A 16,061-nucleotide genomic window follows, 5' to 3' on the forward strand; every position below is an offset into this window, starting at 1 on the left:
GACAGTCGCATACTTCCAAAAGAAACGGGAAGTTTTGCCACTGCCGGTAAAAATTTTAATTCCGGCTCTGTTCAACTTGCCTGATTACCGATTCAGGCACTCGCTTTCCCCGGCCGATCCGTGATCCTCCACTTACTGCAGGCGTCCCGGGCCTTATGCGCCAATCAACTATTTCTTCTTTGCAAATTTCAACCGGAAGATCGTGATGAAAAACTGGAGGTGCCCGACGACATTGCGTTTCCACATTCGCCGCGGCTCGAGAATCATCCGGAACAGCCACTCGAGGTTCAGCCGCCGCATGATTTTCGGCGCGCGCGGCTTGAGCCCGGAGGCAAAATCAATATAACCGCCGCCGGCAATGCGCAGCTTTGGCCTGAGTTCCCGGTTATGTACGTCAATAAATTTTTCCTGCAGCGGCATGCCCATGCCGACCAGCAGCACGCTGGCGCCGGAAGCGTTGATCCGCCGCACCATATCCTCCGGCGAACGGAAGTATCCGTGATGGAAGTCGGCAACATTCAGCCCGGGAAAATTTGCTCTGATCCGCTCTGCGGCAGCGCGGACAGCCTGTTTGGAGGCGCCGAGCAGGAAGACCGATTCACCCTTCTGCTGAAAAATGGCCAGCAGTTTCGGAATCAGGTCGGTCCCGTTCAAGTTCTGGTCGAGCCTGATGCCCCAGATTTTCGCTCCGAGTTTGACGCCGATGCCGTCGTTCAGCAGGAAGTCCGCCCGGTTCAGTGCATTCAGGTATTCCGGGTCTGACTGAGCGATGTTGAATCCATGATCATTCAGAAAATAAAGGTCCACTTTCTGCCCGGCGCCCAGACGGCTCATGCAGGCATCGATCGCTTCTGCCTGCGACCGGAATGTGTTCATATATATATTGCCGATCCGTTTCTTTTCAGCCACAAACCATCCTTCTTTCCAGACTGATTTCTTCATTATATCATTTCTGCCGGCTGTCTTCTGCAGGTACCTGGGCATCTGCTTAACACGGAGGCTGACAGACTTCAGCTGGTGCCAATCGTCAAAAATTTGCCGATATTTATCCACTGCTACCGATTGTATATTAAACTACTTATTAAGGAAAGATGAAGAGATTTAAGGAACAATTAAGAAACTAGTGGCACAGTATTTACAATGTGATATAATGCAGATTGATAAAACCGGGGGACTGTGAGTCTGATGGGTTAAACGACGATTGCGGCGCCCGTACGATCCGGCGTACGGCGTTCCGTATGAAAAGGGTAAAGAAGCCGGCAGCAGCCTGTCGCGTCAGGTTCATCGAAGAGCGAAGACAACTGCCGTCCGAAGCCCTAAAAAAAGAAAGGCGGACATGGTATGGTTTATCTATCCTTTGTCATCTGTTTTCTGATTGCGGCCGGGCTGACACCGCTGGTTAAGAAACTCGCCATCCGTGTCGGCGCAACGGATGTGCCGAATGCCCGTAAAGTGCATAAAACGATCATGCCGCGGCTTGGCGGGCTGGCATTCTATATAGCTTTTGTCATCGGCATGCTGATTGTCCGGCCCGACAGCAGTTTCACGCTGCCGCTGCTGATCGGCAGTGTGATCATTATCGCGACCGGCATTCTGGATGATATTTATACACTGTCTCCGAAACTTAAAATTATCGGTCACCTGATGGCCGCCCTGGTCATTGTTCAGGGCGGAATCAGTGTGACGTTTATTAATCTCCCGTTTAACGGAGTACTCTATCTCCACTGGCTGAGCATTCCGCTGACGATTCTCTGGATCGTCGGCATCACCAATGCGATCAACCTGATCGACGGCCTGGACGGCCTGGCGGCAGGCGTTTCCAGCATTGTCCTGCTGACGGTCGCCGGTCTGGCGCTGACTGAGGGAAATGCCTTCGTTTTCGCGGTCAGCACGATCGTACTGGGCGGCACGCTGGGCTTTCTGCCGTATAATTTTCATCCGGCGAAAATTTTCATGGGTGATACCGGGAGCAACTTTCTCGGCTATGTGATTGCGGTACTGGCACTGCTTGGTTTCAAAAACGTCACGCTGTTCTCGCTGGTCGTCCCGATTATTATTCTGGCGGTGCCGATCTCCGACACACTGTTCGCGATCATTCGCCGGATTGTCAATAAGAAGCCGCTGACAGCTCCGGATAAGTCGCACCTGCATCACTGCCTGCTCCGGTTCGGCTTTACGCAGAGCCAGACCGTTGTCCTGATCTACGGAATGAGCGCGCTGTTCGCACTGGCGGCTATTCTGCTGTCGACATCGACGCTGCTTGGTTCGCTGATGATTATCATCGCCGTCATGGTCGTGATCGAGCTGGTCGTGGAAATTGTCGGTCTGGTCAGCGCCAGCTACAGGCCGTTGCTGAATATGTACAAGCGGATCGTCAGCTTCGGCGGGAGAGTTAAGTAATTTCGTAACACATTTAACTTAAAAAAACTTTTTTCGAACCCGCTGTCCGGCGGGTTCGTTTTGCACGCAGACCCGGCGCCCGGTACCGCGGGCGGTCCGTATTCGCTGTGAGGCCGGACCGCTCGCTATGCCGCAGCAGCCCGCGCACTTTCTACTTGTAAAACCTTGTAAATACAAAACAGGCGTCCTTCCGTGTCGAGCCGGAAGGGCGCCTGTTGCGTGAAACAGTATTTTAGGGATTCGTATCTGCGGATCCGGCGCTGTCCGGGTTGCTGCTTTCCGTGCCGGAGGTAGCCGGAAGATCAAGCTGCCGGCGGAGTTCCGTCCGGACTTTCTGCAGATACAGATCGTCAAGCGCATAGTAGTAGACGCCGGTGCTCATGTTGTCACTGCCCTTCAGCTGCATCGTTTTGGTACCCTGAAGTTTGGCGGCGTACCGGGTGAGATTAACCAGCTGGCCGAATGTCAGGTTGGTTTCGAAGTGTCCTGAGAGCGAATCCATCACCTGTCCGTACTTACCCACTGAGGTGATCTGCTTGCTCTTCTGAGCGATCGCCTGAATCACGGCCATCTGGCGGCGGCCACGGCCGAAGTCGCTGCCGGATCCGGGGGATTTGCGGTTGCGGACGAATGCCAGTGCCTGCTCGCCGTTAAGATTCTGCTTTCCCGGTTCCAGCACAATCTTGTTTTTCCCGGTCTGATCGTGGCTGTTCTGTGTGACCAGTTTGACAGGGACATCGACCGTAACACCGTCCAGGGCGTCGATGATCCTGACAAACGCCTGAAAGTCGACCTGGACATAGTAGTCGACCGGTACCTGAAACAGGTGCTCGACCGTGGCAATCGTATAATCGGCGCCCTGACCGTCGTTGGCATCGCCGAACGCGTGGGCGTGGGTAATTTTTGTTTCGCCGTAATCCCTGCTCTGCGTCGGATCAATGATCTGCACCTTTGAATCACGCGGAATGCTGACCATTTTTACCTGATTGTTTTCGTGGTTGAACGTGGCCAGCACCAGCGCATCGGAACGGGACGGTTCGTTCTCTCGCTTGTCGATCCCGATGAACAGGATGGAGAAGTTGTCCTTAACCGGGTCCACCTTTGCGGTGCGCAGATCGGATTTGCTGCCGCGGGTCAGCGTCTTATGGGCGACGGTGGCGACTTTTTCCGCCTTGACATAGAGAAAATAGCCGTATGCCGTGACGCCGAGCGCGGCGATGAGCACGACAGACAGAAGAATCAACGTGATTCTCCGGCGCTTCTGATGCTTCCTGCTGATGTTTCGGTCATGCCTGGTTCCTTCCATGTGCGGATCGACTCCTTCGTCTGCCGTAGCGGTATATGGGGTAATCTGCCTCTTCATTGTCTATTTATTGGAAAAATTGCGGCTGTTTCTCGAAAACAGATGGAATCCGTTTACTTATGGCCTTCATCATCATTTCCAGCGACTTTTTCATCGAGATAGAGTTCTTCCGTTTTCCGAACTTTGGCCCGGTCGCCGGTCAGATTGCGGATCCAGTCCTGAAAAGCGGTGCGTTCCGTCTGGCGGGTGCAAATATCATAGTTTACGCGATCCGTGTAACGGACATGCCGGACCAGGTAGGGCGACTCGTTCAGCCGGTTGTCCAGCATTCCGCTGAGATGATAGTCGACGGTCACCTCCCAGCGGTCGGCGGGAATCCGGTCAATCACGGTCGCCGTATCAAGCCCGTCGGCAGCGGCGCGGGTATAGGCGCGGATCAGGCCGCCGGCGCCCAGCTTGATGCCTCCGAAGAAACGGGTGACGACGATCAGCGTGTTGCAGACGGCGCGCTTCCTCAGCACATCCAGAATCGGCACGCCGGCTGTTCCTGCCGGTTCTCCGTCGTCGCTCGCTTTCTGAATCTCCTGCTTCGTGCCAAGAATATAGGCGTAACAATGATGATTGGCCTTCCATGTGTCCTTTTTCAATGAATCAATCACTGTCTCGGCCTGACCGGCTGTTTCGACAGGGTGGACGTGTGTGATGAACCGGGACTTGCGAATCTCAAACTCTGAATCCGACTTTTTCTCAACCGTGCGGTAAAGCGGCAGAGTCATGGTGCATCACCTCCGTGTCTCCGTGCATTTTCTTCACAGGGCCGAATGACATGCTCTGTGAAGAAAGCAGCGGGGATATCTATACAAAATATCTGGGAAAATATACCGGATACAGCTTTATGCTAACGAAAATGAAAGGAACTACGATATATTATTATATAAGAATGGAAATAATCTGTCGATAAATGGCGGAATATTAAGGATCGGGAAAAAAGTTACCGGTACGAAAAATAGAGAAAAAAGAAATTTATGACAAAATGGTCCTTTCGGCCTAACAGTAGATAGGTATAAAGGTGGCTGGTAACGGCCGTCCTGTTCGGCTAGAGTGATAATGGAGGTAGACATGACAGTCGGCAAACGAAATGTATCCATCGATGAAAAACATCTTGATAAGATTGTCCAAAGCATGATTGAAAATGTCAGTGACAGTAAGACGCAGATCTTCGAGATTGGCGAAGGATCCCGGAAAGAGTACGAATCGCTGACGAAAGAACTGCGACAGATGAAGCAGCGTCTCGCTGAAACCATCCGACGGAGCGATCAGCTCGAAATCGATGCGCGCAAATCGCGCAGCCATCTTGCCGAAATAAGCAGGGATTTTAATAAATATGGCGAAAAAGATATTCAAACTGCCTATGAACAGGCAAACACGATTCAGAACGATCTGTCCGTTGTCCGCCAGATGGAAAAGGAAATGAAGGCGAGACGCAACGATCTGGAGCGCCGGCTGGTCCAGCTTAAAGCGACGATCCAGAAAGCCGACCACCTGGTGGGACAGGTCACCGTCGTCCTGAATTATCTGACCAGTGATTTGCAGCAGGTCGGTGAAGTGGTCGCCAGTGCCCGCGAACAGCGCGCCCTCGGCCTGAAGATCATTGAAGCGCTGGAAGAGGAGCGCAAGCGACTCTCCAGAGAAATTCACGACGGACCGGCACAGACTCTGGCCCAGGTCCTGCTCGGCCTGGATGTGGTCGAGCGTGTCGGTCAGCGTGAAGGCGATGAGGCGGCACGGCGCGAACTGGTGAAGTACCGGGTCATGGTTAAGGACGCGCTGGCTGAAGTGCGGCGGATCATCTATGATCTGCGGCCGATGAGTCTGGACGATCTCGGCCTTGTCCCGACACTGCAGAAATATTTTCACCGTGTGGACAGCGATTATCCGGCAATCGCCATCAGTTTTAACAGTATGGGCACGGTCCGCCGTCTTCAGTCACGCATCGAAGCGGCACTGTTCCGGCTGATTCAGGAAGCGGTTCAGAATGCCTGCATCCACGCCCGCCCTAAGGCAATCCGGATCCGCATCGACTACCGGAAGGACAAGATCGTCATCCTGGTCAAGGATGACGGCGACGGATTTGATCCATCTTTGAAAAAGGAAGGCAGCTATGGCCTGATCGGCATGCACGAACGGGCCGATCTCCTTAACGGCGAGCTGACCATCCTGTCGACGCCCGGTAAAGGCACATCCGTCATGGTGGAGATTCCGCTTCAGCCCGGCGATATTGTCGGCGAATAACGGCAAGCAGCAATCAGAATACTTATCGGGTGCCGCGTATCCCGTGCAGCATTGCAGATATTGATCGATAAAAAAAGTGAGGTGAGCCACTGCCGCAGACCGGGATGCACGGAGAAAGCGGGAAGAGAAATTTTGTGTTTCATAATGACAGCGTTTTTCCGGAATTCCGGCCGTCCCCCGGGCCGTCGATGATTCGGGAGAGGAGGCCGCCTTAACGCTGCGCATTGTGACTCCTTGCTCCTGCGGCAGAAGATCGTGACAAATGTACGTCCGAAGATTACAACAATTGCGCTGGTTGACGATCACCGGTTGTTCCGGGAAGGCGTCAAACGAATATTGGATATGGAGCCGGATTTTCAGGTTGTCGCTGAAGGCGATGACGGCAGCGTCGCGGAGAAACTGATCGAGGAAACCAACCCGGATGTGGTTCTGATGGATATCAACATGCCGAAGCTCAATGGTGTTGAAGCCACCCGGCAGCTGATTAAGAACCATCCCGGACTGAAAGTCATCATTCTGTCCATTCACGATGATGAAAGCTACGTCACCCATGTGCTCAAGTCCGGCGCACTGGGCTATCTGCTTAAAGAAATGGATGCCGATTCGATGGTCAACGCCGTCCGCATTGTGTCCCAGGGCGGCGCCTATATCCACCCGAAAGTCACCCACAATCTGGTCAACGAATTCCGCCGGCTCGCGACCCAGGGATACACGAGCGAGCCGTCCGGCTTCCGCGATCTCGAATACCGGCCGCCGCTTCATTTGCTCACTCGCCGCGAATGCGAAGTGCTGCAGCTGATGGCCGACGGCAAGAGCAACCGGGCAATCGGCGAACTACTTTACATCAGCGAAAAAACAGTCAAGAACCACGTCAGCAACATTCTCCAGAAAATGAATGCCGATGACCGAACTCAGGCCGTCGTCATCGCCATTAAGAACGGCTGGGTAAAATTGAATTAACCCCATGAGAGAGCCTTTTTGCAGAAGCGAGAAGGCTCTTTTTGATTAATGGTCGGACGGATCGCGCAAAGTTTCCCCGAATCAGGAAAAAGTTCACCCGAAATGCCGGAGAGTTCCCCCGAATCAGGAAACAGTTTACCCGAAACACTGGAAAGTTCCTCCGAATCAGCGAAAAAGTGCTCCGAATCCATGGCTCGCACGTCTTTTTACAAAATAAAAAGCAGGAGATTCAGTCACTGCGGCGAATTTAATAAGAGTGTTCCCCGATCCTGAACCGAACCATTTCCCCGGTCAATTTCAGAGCCCCAACTCCAAACCACGAAAGAGGGCTTAACCACGATGCTGTTTACTCAGGAATTTTCCGCAAAACGAACGATCAACCCAACGCTTCAGAGCTTTCTCTTTGGAAAAGAACTGCCGCTTGAAGAATTGCCCTTTCCGCCGGAAATCATCAACAGCCATATCCGCGCCGGCTGGATCAGTCTGAGACCCGGAATTGAGGCGCGCGATGAGGGGCTGATCACCGCACTGACCGGACGAAAATCCTGGATCTGCCGGCGCTGCGGCAACACCCGGGAAAACGGGTTCGGCACCTGCACCTGCGCGCACTGCGGCAAAGCCTGTGTCTACTGCCGCCACTGCCTGCCGATGGGTGTGATTCGCAGCTGCACCCGGCTGGCAAGCTGGAGCGGCCCTGAGCCGGAACAGCCGCACAGCTATCTGGAAAGCGGCAAACCGCTCTGCGTCTGGAACGGCCGGCTGTCTCCGGAACAGGAGCAGGCTGCCATCCGTCTCGATCAGGCGCTGAACGCCGGTGATTCGTTCCTCGTCTGGGCAGTTACCGGTGCCGGCAAAACGGAGCTCCTTTTCCCGGCAATCGGTCATGCGCTGCGCCGCGGGGAAAGCGTCACGATCGCCGCACCGCGCATCGACGTCGTGCGCGAACTGTACCCGCGGATCCGGGCGGCGTTTCCCGATGTGCCGGTCAGCGCGCTGTACGGCGGCAGCGAGCATCTGGTACCCGGCGCACCGCTTGTGCTCGCGACGGCGCATCAGCTGATCCGCTATTACCACTGCTTTGATAAAATTTTTATCGATGAAGTTGATGCTTTTCCGTTTCACTTTGATCCGATGCTTGATTTTGCCGTCCGGAAAGCAGGCAAACCCGGTGCGCCGATCGGCTACCTCAGCGCAACGCCGCCTCATGACCTGAAATATGCGTACGAATCCGGACGCCTGGCCGGGACGAAGATTGCCCGGCGCTACCACGGCCATCCGCTGCCGGTGCCCCGCTGCCAATGGGCCGGAAACTGGGCGCATGCCGTTCGCAAATCCCGCCTCCCGCGCAGCTTCTTTGCCTGGCTTCAGAAAAAGAGCGAGGAGCAGAAGCAGCTCTTCTGTTTCGTGCCGTCGGTGGCGCTCTGCCTTAAACTGACCGGCCTGATTCAGAAAGCCGGTCTGTCGCCGTCCGCCGGTGTCCACGCGCAGGATCCGGACCGGCATGAAAAAGTCACGGCGTTCCGCGAAGGCCGGCTGCGCATCCTCGTGACGACAACGATCCTCGAACGCGGCGTCACTGTGCCCGGCGTCGACATTGCCGTTTTTGGCGCCGATGATCCGGTCTTCGACGAGCGGGCGCTCGTTCAGATCTCCGGCCGTGCCGGGCGTGCAGCCGATCAGCCCGACGGCGAAATCGTGTTCTTTCACAACGGCCGGACGCTGGAGATGATCCGCGCCGTTCGACACATCGAGAAAATGAACCGGGAGGGCGGATTCTGATGGCCTGCCTGATCTGCGGCGGCGACCGTCAGGAGCCGCCCGCCTTCCGCACGTTTCTATCGCCTTCCGCGGCACCGGGATTCTGCCCGTCCTGCCGGGCGAGCCTGTCCCCGATCGACCCCCGTCACAGCTGCCCGCTCTGCGGCCGCGATCTCACTCTGACTGAGGACAAATTCATCCGGGACGGCATCTGTACCGACTGCATCCGCTGGAAAGCGCGCGGACATGATGGCACCTACCAGGGAAACGTCGCCCTGTTCACCTATACCGGGCCGATGAAAGAACTCGTCACCCGCTTCAAATTCCGCGGCGACGCCGTTCTCGCCGAAGGATTTCGCGCCGCATTTCAAAAAGCATACCGGAAAATGTGCTGCGGCGACGCGCAGAATCACTGGCGACGCCTGATTTTCGGTTCAGGGCGGAAACAGTGGCTCATTGTACCGATTCCACTCAGTCCGGCGCGGCTGAACGAGCGCGGCTTCAATCAGGCGGAGATCCTGGCCGGACTGACCGGACAACCGGTTGTGCCGGTGCTCGTCCGGACCGGAGGCGAGCAGAGGCAGAGTAAACGCAGCCGCCGCGAGCGGATCATGCAGACGGAGCGTCCGTTTGCGCTGAATCCGGACTGCGGCACAGGCCCTGGCGGGAAGAATATTCTGCTGATCGACGACATCTATACGACCGGCGCTACGCTGCGCCATGCCGCAGCCGTATTGGAAGCGGCCGGTCCGCAGCGGATCCGCTCCCTGACTCTCGCGCACGGGTGAGCGTATGACTCCACTTCTAATTGATAAACGGGATCGTCCGGTAGGTGACTGCCTGGCTGCCCATCTGTTCCCAGGCCCGGATAAACGCGGTCCGGTCGGCGCGTTCATTTTTTCCGCCGAGCGGATTGTTAAAATAAATGTGGCCGCCATCATAACCGGTGACGAGCACCGCATGTTCGCTGCGGGTCACCCGGATTTTGCCGTTGCCGGTCCGCCACGTCTCAAAAGCGCTGTCCGGCAGCGGCCGGAACGTCACGTTTGTCCAGACGACCACGGAACGTCCTTTATCAAGACTGGCCAGCACGGCGTCAAATGACTTTCCGCTCAAGTCGTCAATCCGGAACGGAAGATACTGCCCGGCAAGGTCCGCGAGCGGCCGGTGATAGACGCCGAATCCCGGCTGGTTAAGATGATACATGTTGCCGACGAAGCCGTCATCCGGATCGCCGTACCTGTCGTCGGAACGGTAGGGCAGTTTTTTCAGGTTGGCAGCCAGCTCCATTTTATCGACGCGGACGCCGGCCTGAGCGAGCATCATCGCCAGCGACGTGACTTCACAGCCGCGCGGCAGCTCCGGCTTCTGAAGGATCAGCGGCACGTCAAGATGCACCGATTTTTCCTGCTGCGCCGCGCTGGCATGGGTCAGATCGCTTTGCGCCAGACGGACGGCTCCGGATACCGTCCCGCTTATTTTGTTCAGAACGCCGGAAACAACCGGCTGCCCGCTTGCATAAAGTCCGGCGATCACCGCCAGAAGAAAAAGATCCAGCATCAGAAACAGCCGGATCCAGTGGGTTCGAAGAAAGTGCACGCCGAAAACTCCTTCCAGAAAGGCCCGGTAAAAGGCATGTGCCGATTTTCATTTGAAGGCGCACCCGGCGCGGGCCGGCCCTCTGCGCGAAGCGTGGTGCCGGCAATACGACACGCAAGACGCCGCCCCGCTGTTTATTTTGCATCCTTCGCTGAAAATCAGCCTTATATCCAGCACATTTTATCATAATTTGCTGCTGCAGCTGTCAAAAAAATCCCTTAATTCCTCTGAAATCGGCTCACATTTTTCCAAACGATGCCGATATAAATCTGCAGGGTGTATTCGATCCCTGATTCCATTATAATGAATGTAATCATGCAAAGGAGTGACTTCAGAATGGGGGAACTTGCCAACTGCAAGAGCTGCGGGCGGCTTTTCGTCCGGACCGGTTCGCCGTACTGTCCGGAATGCCTGAAGGAACAGGATCAGAAATTTGATCAAGTCTACGCCTATATCCGCCAGCAGCGTAACCGGACGGCGACGGTTCCTCAGGTTCATGAAGCGACGGGCGTGGAAACGGAACTGATCTACCAGTGGGTGCGGGAGGGACGGCTGGTCACGACGCTTTTCCCGAATCTCGGCTACCCGTGCAAGTCGTGCGGAAAACTGATCACCGAAGGCGCCATTTGCGAAGACTGCCGCCGCGGGCTCAAGCGTGATCTGGAACGCGAGCAGGCAGAGGAGAACGTCCGTCAGAGCCTGAACAACAAAACCTATCATACACGGTGATCCTCCGATCGGCACCGGACGATCGCCTTATTAAACATAAAGCGGCTTCAGCCGATATTAGTTACTGGAAAGCACAGCGGGCGGCATCGGATCATGCCTGCCCCGAAAGAGATTCAGGAAGGAAGTGCGGATCATGAAAATCGATGGCTATCAGCCGATTCAGCCGTATGCCGGTTATCCCGCGTCGAAGCCGGCGGAGACGAAACCGGGCGCGGCACCGGTGAAGAGCGACCAGGTCGAGATTTCACCCGAAGCCCGGCGAATGCAGGATGTTCAGAAATTCAGTCAGGCCAGGAAAGCCAGGGTCGCGGATCTGAAGGCACAGGTCGACGCAGGAACCTATCACGTCGCTGCAGAAGATATTGCGAAAAAGATGTATGCCTACTGGAACAAATTCTGACGATGAAACGTCGATTCAGTCACACAGACAGGGGGCGAAGCTGATGCCGGTCTCATCCATGAAAGCACTCATAAACCAGTTGATTTCTGTTCACCGGGAGCTGTATACGATCGCGGCGGCCAAAACGGAAGCGATCAAGACCGGCGACGGGAAGGCGGTGGCCCGGCTTTCAAAAGAGGAAATGCCGCTCGTGAGCCGCCTGCAGCGGCTGGAAGAGCGGCGGATTGCTGAAGTTGCCGCGGATCTTCCGGACCGGGCACCGACCGATCCGGCGCCGACGTTCAGCGACTGGGAAGCAGTTGCCGTCTCCGAACGGGAGCGGCCGGAATGGAAGAAACTATATCTGGAGCTGGCCGGCAGTGTGCTCCGGCTCAAACAGGCGAATGCGCTTAATCAGGAGCTGCTCCGCCAGTCGATTCAGTGGGTGCGGCTCAGCATGAATCTGCTTCGCCCGCAGCCGCAGCCGGGAAACTACACAGACCCGCGCAGCGGACAGAATCCGGGTCAGGGCTTCAGCGGCCGGATCGATTCCCGGGCGTGATTTTTGGGCCGGAGCGCCGGCGATGCCTGAATTTTTTCACAGAAGAAGATGGAGGCTGACACGATGATTCCGATTTTTTCAAGCCTGAATATGATGCAGCGGGCACTTGAAGTGGCTCAGGAAGCCATCCAGACGACCGGCCACAACGTGTCCAACGCCAATACAGAAGGCTACTCGCGGCAGCGGGTCAACCTGTCGGCGGCCACGCCTTACCCGGCAATCGGCATCAATGCCGACCGCGGGGCCGGACAGGTGGGTACCGGCGTCAACGCCGATTCGGTCGTCCGGATCCGCGACCGGTTCGTCGATCTTCAGGTCCGGGATAATACGAACCAGAACGGCTACTGGTCGGCGGTCAGCGATGCGTACAGCCAGATGGAGGACATCATCAATGAGCCGACCGACACCGGGATTTCCGCCGTGCTCGACAACTTCTGGCAGTCGCTGCAGGATCTGGCCGGCAACTCGGGCACGTCCGGCACCGGTACTGTGGTGCTTCAGAACGGCGCGGAGGTCGCCGACACGTTCAACTATCTGTCGCTGTCGCTTGGAAAAGTTCAGGACAACCTGAACCAGCAGATCACGGAAAATGTCGGACTGATCAATAACTATTCGGATCAGATTAATGAATTAAACAAGGAAATCAACGCTCAGGAAGCCAACGGACTGCTGGCGAATGATCTCTACGACCAGCGCGACGCCCTAACGGAAAAACTTGCGCAGCTTGTTCCGATTCAAGTGACAACAACGAAGAGCGGCGGGAATCCGTCGGCACTGGCGGAAGGTCTGTACACGATTGAGATTGTCGATAAAAACGGCGCTTCTTTTTCGCCGGCTGCAACGCTGGTCGACGGCACCGGACTGACCAATAATCATCTTCAGAGAACGCCATCCGATAATCCCAATGTCACGCTGAACATGACTGCAGCCGATGACAAAACACCCGCAGGTCCCGCATCCCTCGGTCATTTGTCGGGGAAACTCCAGGGCCTGATCGATGCTTATACGATCGATTTTTCGGAAGTCACAGACAGCCTGAATCATATGGCCGACACACTCGCCGAGAATTTCAACCAGGTGTACGCTCAGAATGCCGGTTATGACGGCACAAAGGGCACCTTTTTCATTGGCGACTCAGCCGATCCGGCGCATTCCGGGACGGTTACTGCGGCGAATATTCACGTCAATGCGAACCTGACCGGTGAGGCTGTACTTTCAAACGAGAAGGGCAGTCCGAGCGGCGACAACACCGGTGCGCAGAACATGGCCGACGTGATCGCAGTGAACACCTATGCAGTGGACGGAACGACGAGCACACCGGTCACTTTGAAAAATTATCTTCAGGGCCTGATTGGTCGGATCGGTGTGAATGCGCAGTCTGCTCAGCAGTTTACAGACAACTCAAACGCCCTGCTTCAGGCGGCAAAGAATCGTCAGTCGTCGGTCAGCGGCGTGTCGATGGATGAGGAACTGACGAACCTGATCCAGTATCAGCACACGTACGAATCGGCGGCCCGGGTGGTCACGACGCTCGACAGCCTGCTGGACACGCTGATTAATAAAATGTCCTGACAGCGATATTAACGGAAAGAAGTGAATGATCATGCGTGTGACACAGAATATGATGACAAACGGCATTCTGCAGCATCTTTCCGATGGCTACGGGAAGATTGCCGACCTTCAGAATCAGCTGGCGTCGGGAAAGAAGATCACGCGCCCGTCTCAGGATCCTGTGGTTGCGACCATGGGCATTGCCTACCGGACGGACGTCAGCCATGTCGCGCAGTATCAGAAAAATGTGACCACCGCTCAAAAATGGCTCGACAGTTCGGACAGTGCGCTCGGCCAGGTGAATGATGTGCTGCAGCGGGTCCGCGAACTGGTGACGGAAGCCAGCAATGATACATATACTGCCGATCAGCGGGCGGCAGCCGGTGTCGAAGTTGATCAGCTCACCCGGCAGCTGGTCACCCTCGGCAACACGCAGATCGGCGGCCAGTATATTTTCAGCGGCAATGATACGGCGACCCCGCTGCTCAGCGAGGATGCCGGCGGAACAGTGACGTTGACGGCGAAAATGACCAGCCCGGACGTTCCGATTCAGGTCAACGACGGCGTGAAAATTTCCGTCAATGTAGACCCGGGCAAGGTCTTTACGCCGTCACTTTTTTCCGACTTAAACAGCCTGAGCACCGCACTTAAAAGCAGTTCATCGACCAGTGCCGGGATCAGCGGATTCCTCGGTACCGTCGACGGACATCTCGACGAAGTAGCCAGCGCCCAGGCGGATGTCGGGGCGAAAGAAGACCGGGTGAAGATGATCAGCAACCGGCTGGATTCACAGAAGACGATGGCGACCAATGTGATGGCGAATAATGAAGATGCGGACTATGCGCAGACGATTGTGGATTTGAATCAGCAGCAGAACGTGTATAATGCTGCCCTGTCTGTCGGCGCCCGCATCATTCAGACGTCGCTCGTCGACTTTCTGAAATAATGGCCTGGAAACCGGAACAGAACGGAAGGTCGTGCCGCAATGCCGCAAATTTTTCCGCATCTTGAGATGCATCAGGTCTTCGGCAGGATCGCGATCCGGACAAACAATGCGTCGCAGGAAATCCGGCAGCCGCGTGCCGGCCTGACGATCCGCCAGGCGCCGGCACAGATGACCGTGCACAGCACCCCGGCGACCGTAGCGATCGACCAGAGCGCGGCGTGGCATAATCTCGACCTGAAATCGCCCCGCGTCCGTATTGCCGAAGCCGCCCGGGCGGGACAGCAGGCTGTTCTGGACGGCATTGCCCGCCGCAGTACGGAAGGCCGGGAACTTTTACATATTGAAAAGAACAAAGGGGTCAATCTGTTCGCCAGACAGGCTAAGGAACATATGGCCGCAGCGGTGATCGGAACCCGCTACAGTACAGGCGATACGCCGGCGTCTCAGTCGGTTACTTATCAAGTCACGCCGGCGCAGTTTGCCATCAGCTGGGAAACGCACGATCCGGAGATCCGGTCGGCCGGGCAGCCGCCCGAGTACGTGTATCACCCGGGCAGCGTGGCGGTGTCGATGCAGCAGTATCCCGGGCTGGAAATGCAGGCGGTCGGCCTTTATGTTGATCAGAGAGGGTAAGGTGTCCATATGAACATTCAGACGAAGTATTTCGGCGTGCAGGAGATTGACCGCGCGGAGCTCATCACTTTTTCCAGCGGGCTCCCCGGTTTTCCGGACGACAGACGGTTTATTCTTCAGCCGTTCGGCGAAGCCTTTTCTGTCCTCCAGTCCGCAGACCATGTAAATGTCGCCTTCATTGTCACGTCCCCGTTCCTCTTCTTTGAAAATTACAGTGTGGACCTGCCGGAACATTTTACCGGCCGGCTGGCGATTACCTCGGAGAAGGATGTGTCAATCCAGGTGATCGTCAATGTATGCCGCCCCTTCGCCCTGTCGACCGCAAACCTGAAAGCGCCTGTGGTCATTAACCGCGTGAAGAAGACCGGTGCCCAGTACATTGCCGACCACTCGCCGTATTCTCTCCATGAACCGCTCGTATCCGCAGCGGAACAAAGGGCGTGAGCAGATGCTTGTTCTGACCAGAAAACCCGGCGAATCGATCCGAATCGGAAACGACATCGAGCTTAAGGTTGTTTCGGTTGAAGGGGATCAGGTGAAGCTGGGCATCAATGCCCCGAAGTCTGTCGACATCCACCGCTCCGAGATCTATGAGGCGATTAGGAAACAAAACAGCCAGGCAGCCCGAGAGAAGCTCTCCGAGGATCTGCTGCAGGCGATGAAAAATTTGCGGAAAAAGAAATAATAATGTGATCAGACAGGCTGCATCTTTTTTATCTGTCCCATTAACCTAAATACATAGAAAAATAGTTGTATTAAAGTCTTGACTGATCACGTTTATTTATTTAAAATCAAGTCAATTACTGATTCTTATCCAGAGTGGCGGAGGGACCGGCCCGGTGAAGCCCGACAACCAGCACTGTCCAGGTGTATGGTGTCAATTCCGGCAGAGAGATTCTGGAAGATAAGAACGGATCGGACTTGACTTCAAAGAGTATTCAGCGGGTCA

At 55.6% G+C, this 16,061-nt stretch carries 17 protein-coding genes and 1 riboswitch; of the genes, 13 read left to right on the plus strand and 4 right to left on the minus strand.

What is annotated here, in order from left to right:
* Window positions 1-168: 168 nt before the first annotated feature.
* Complete coding sequence (locus D889_RS0107105; protein ID WP_238537652.1) at window positions 169-909, minus strand: WecB/TagA/CpsF family glycosyltransferase; 741 nt, start codon at window positions 907-909, stop codon at window positions 169-171.
* A gap of 432 nt (window positions 910-1,341) precedes the next feature.
* Here D889_RS0107105 and D889_RS0107110 point away from each other — a divergent pair, with 432 nt between their 5' ends.
* Complete coding sequence (locus tag D889_RS0107110) at window positions 1,342-2,400, plus strand: glycosyltransferase family 4 protein (RefSeq protein ID WP_010631864.1); 1,059 nt, start codon at window positions 1,342-1,344, stop codon at window positions 2,398-2,400.
* A 232-nt stretch (window positions 2,401-2,632) separates the two neighbouring features.
* Here the strand turns inward: D889_RS0107110 and D889_RS0107115 are convergent, their stop codons facing one another.
* Window positions 2,633-3,706, minus strand: coding sequence for an LCP family protein (locus D889_RS0107115; protein ID WP_010631865.1), 1,074 nt, complete (start codon window positions 3,704-3,706; stop codon window positions 2,633-2,635).
* A gap of 110 nt (window positions 3,707-3,816) precedes the next feature.
* A complete protein-coding gene (locus D889_RS0107120; RefSeq protein WP_010631866.1) occupies window positions 3,817-4,479 on the minus strand; it encodes a YigZ family protein in 663 nt (220 codons plus the stop codon).
* Window positions 4,480-4,822: 343 nt separating this feature from the next.
* Here D889_RS0107120 and D889_RS0107125 point away from each other — a divergent pair, with 343 nt between their 5' ends.
* From D889_RS0107125 to D889_RS0107145, 4 genes are all read left to right on the plus strand, one after another.
* The gene (locus D889_RS0107125) at window positions 4,823-5,995 is read left to right on the plus strand and encodes a sensor histidine kinase (RefSeq protein WP_010631867.1); all 1,173 of its coding nucleotides are present in this window, start codon (window positions 4,823-4,825) and stop codon (window positions 5,993-5,995) included.
* A gap of 255 nt (window positions 5,996-6,250) precedes the next feature.
* Window positions 6,251-6,955 carry a response regulator gene (locus D889_RS0107130; protein ID WP_026039083.1) on the plus strand — a complete coding sequence of 235 codons (705 nt, stop codon included), beginning with the start codon at window positions 6,251-6,253 and terminating at the stop codon, window positions 6,953-6,955.
* A 339-nt stretch (window positions 6,956-7,294) separates the two neighbouring features.
* Window positions 7,295-8,734, plus strand: a complete 1,440-nt coding sequence (locus D889_RS0107140; RefSeq protein ID WP_010631870.1) for an ATP-dependent helicase ComFA — start codon at window positions 7,295-7,297, stop codon at window positions 8,732-8,734.
* Window positions 8,734-9,501, plus strand: coding sequence for a ComF family protein (locus D889_RS0107145; RefSeq protein WP_010631871.1), 768 nt, complete (start codon window positions 8,734-8,736; stop codon window positions 9,499-9,501). Before D889_RS0107140 ends, D889_RS0107145 begins: the two co-directional genes overlap by 1 nt.
* A gap of 16 nt (window positions 9,502-9,517) precedes the next feature.
* Here D889_RS0107145 and D889_RS0107150 read toward each other — a convergent pair whose 3' ends face one another.
* Window positions 9,518-10,312, minus strand: coding sequence for a C39 family peptidase (locus tag D889_RS0107150; protein ID WP_010631872.1), 795 nt, complete (start codon window positions 10,310-10,312; stop codon window positions 9,518-9,520).
* Between the two features lie 336 nt (window positions 10,313-10,648).
* Between D889_RS0107150 and D889_RS0107155 the strand changes: the two genes are divergently transcribed.
* From D889_RS0107155 to csrA, 8 genes are all read left to right on the plus strand, one after another.
* Window positions 10,649-11,041 carry a TIGR03826 family flagellar region protein gene (locus D889_RS0107155; protein ID WP_010631873.1) on the plus strand — a complete coding sequence of 131 codons (393 nt, stop codon included), beginning with the start codon at window positions 10,649-10,651 and terminating at the stop codon, window positions 11,039-11,041.
* A 133-nt stretch (window positions 11,042-11,174) separates the two neighbouring features.
* Complete coding sequence (gene flgM, locus D889_RS0107160; RefSeq protein WP_010631874.1) at window positions 11,175-11,441, plus strand: flagellar biosynthesis anti-sigma factor FlgM; 267 nt, start codon at window positions 11,175-11,177, stop codon at window positions 11,439-11,441.
* Window positions 11,442-11,484: 43 nt separating this feature from the next.
* Window positions 11,485-11,982 carry a flagellar protein FlgN gene (locus D889_RS0107165; protein ID WP_010631875.1) on the plus strand — a complete coding sequence of 166 codons (498 nt, stop codon included), beginning with the start codon at window positions 11,485-11,487 and terminating at the stop codon, window positions 11,980-11,982.
* A gap of 63 nt (window positions 11,983-12,045) precedes the next feature.
* Window positions 12,046-13,554, plus strand: a complete 1,509-nt coding sequence (flgK, locus tag D889_RS0107170; protein WP_010631876.1) for a flagellar hook-associated protein FlgK — start codon at window positions 12,046-12,048, stop codon at window positions 13,552-13,554.
* 31 nt (window positions 13,555-13,585) lie between these two features.
* Window positions 13,586-14,479: a flagellar hook-associated protein FlgL gene (gene flgL, locus D889_RS0107175; RefSeq protein ID WP_010631877.1), complete on the plus strand. Its 894-nt coding sequence runs from the start codon at window positions 13,586-13,588 to the stop codon at window positions 14,477-14,479.
* 39 nt (window positions 14,480-14,518) lie between these two features.
* Window positions 14,519-15,112, plus strand: coding sequence for a DUF6470 family protein (locus D889_RS0107180; RefSeq protein WP_010631878.1), 594 nt, complete (start codon window positions 14,519-14,521; stop codon window positions 15,110-15,112).
* 9 nt (window positions 15,113-15,121) lie between these two features.
* Window positions 15,122-15,556 (plus strand): flagellar assembly protein FliW, encoded by a 435-nt coding sequence (gene fliW, locus D889_RS0107185; protein ID WP_010631879.1) that lies wholly within the window; start codon window positions 15,122-15,124, stop codon window positions 15,554-15,556.
* 4 nt (window positions 15,557-15,560) lie between these two features.
* A complete protein-coding gene (gene csrA, locus D889_RS0107190; protein WP_010631880.1) occupies window positions 15,561-15,797 on the plus strand; it encodes a carbon storage regulator CsrA in 237 nt (78 codons plus the stop codon).
* Between the two features lie 122 nt (window positions 15,798-15,919).
* A riboswitch (SAM riboswitch) is annotated at window positions 15,920-16,023 on the plus strand.
* Window positions 16,024-16,061: the final 38 nt, after the last annotated feature.

The organism is Sporolactobacillus vineae DSM 21990 = SL153, assembly GCF_000377985.1.
Lineage (GTDB): Bacteria > Bacillota > Bacilli > Bacillales > Sporolactobacillaceae > Sporolactobacillus > Sporolactobacillus vineae.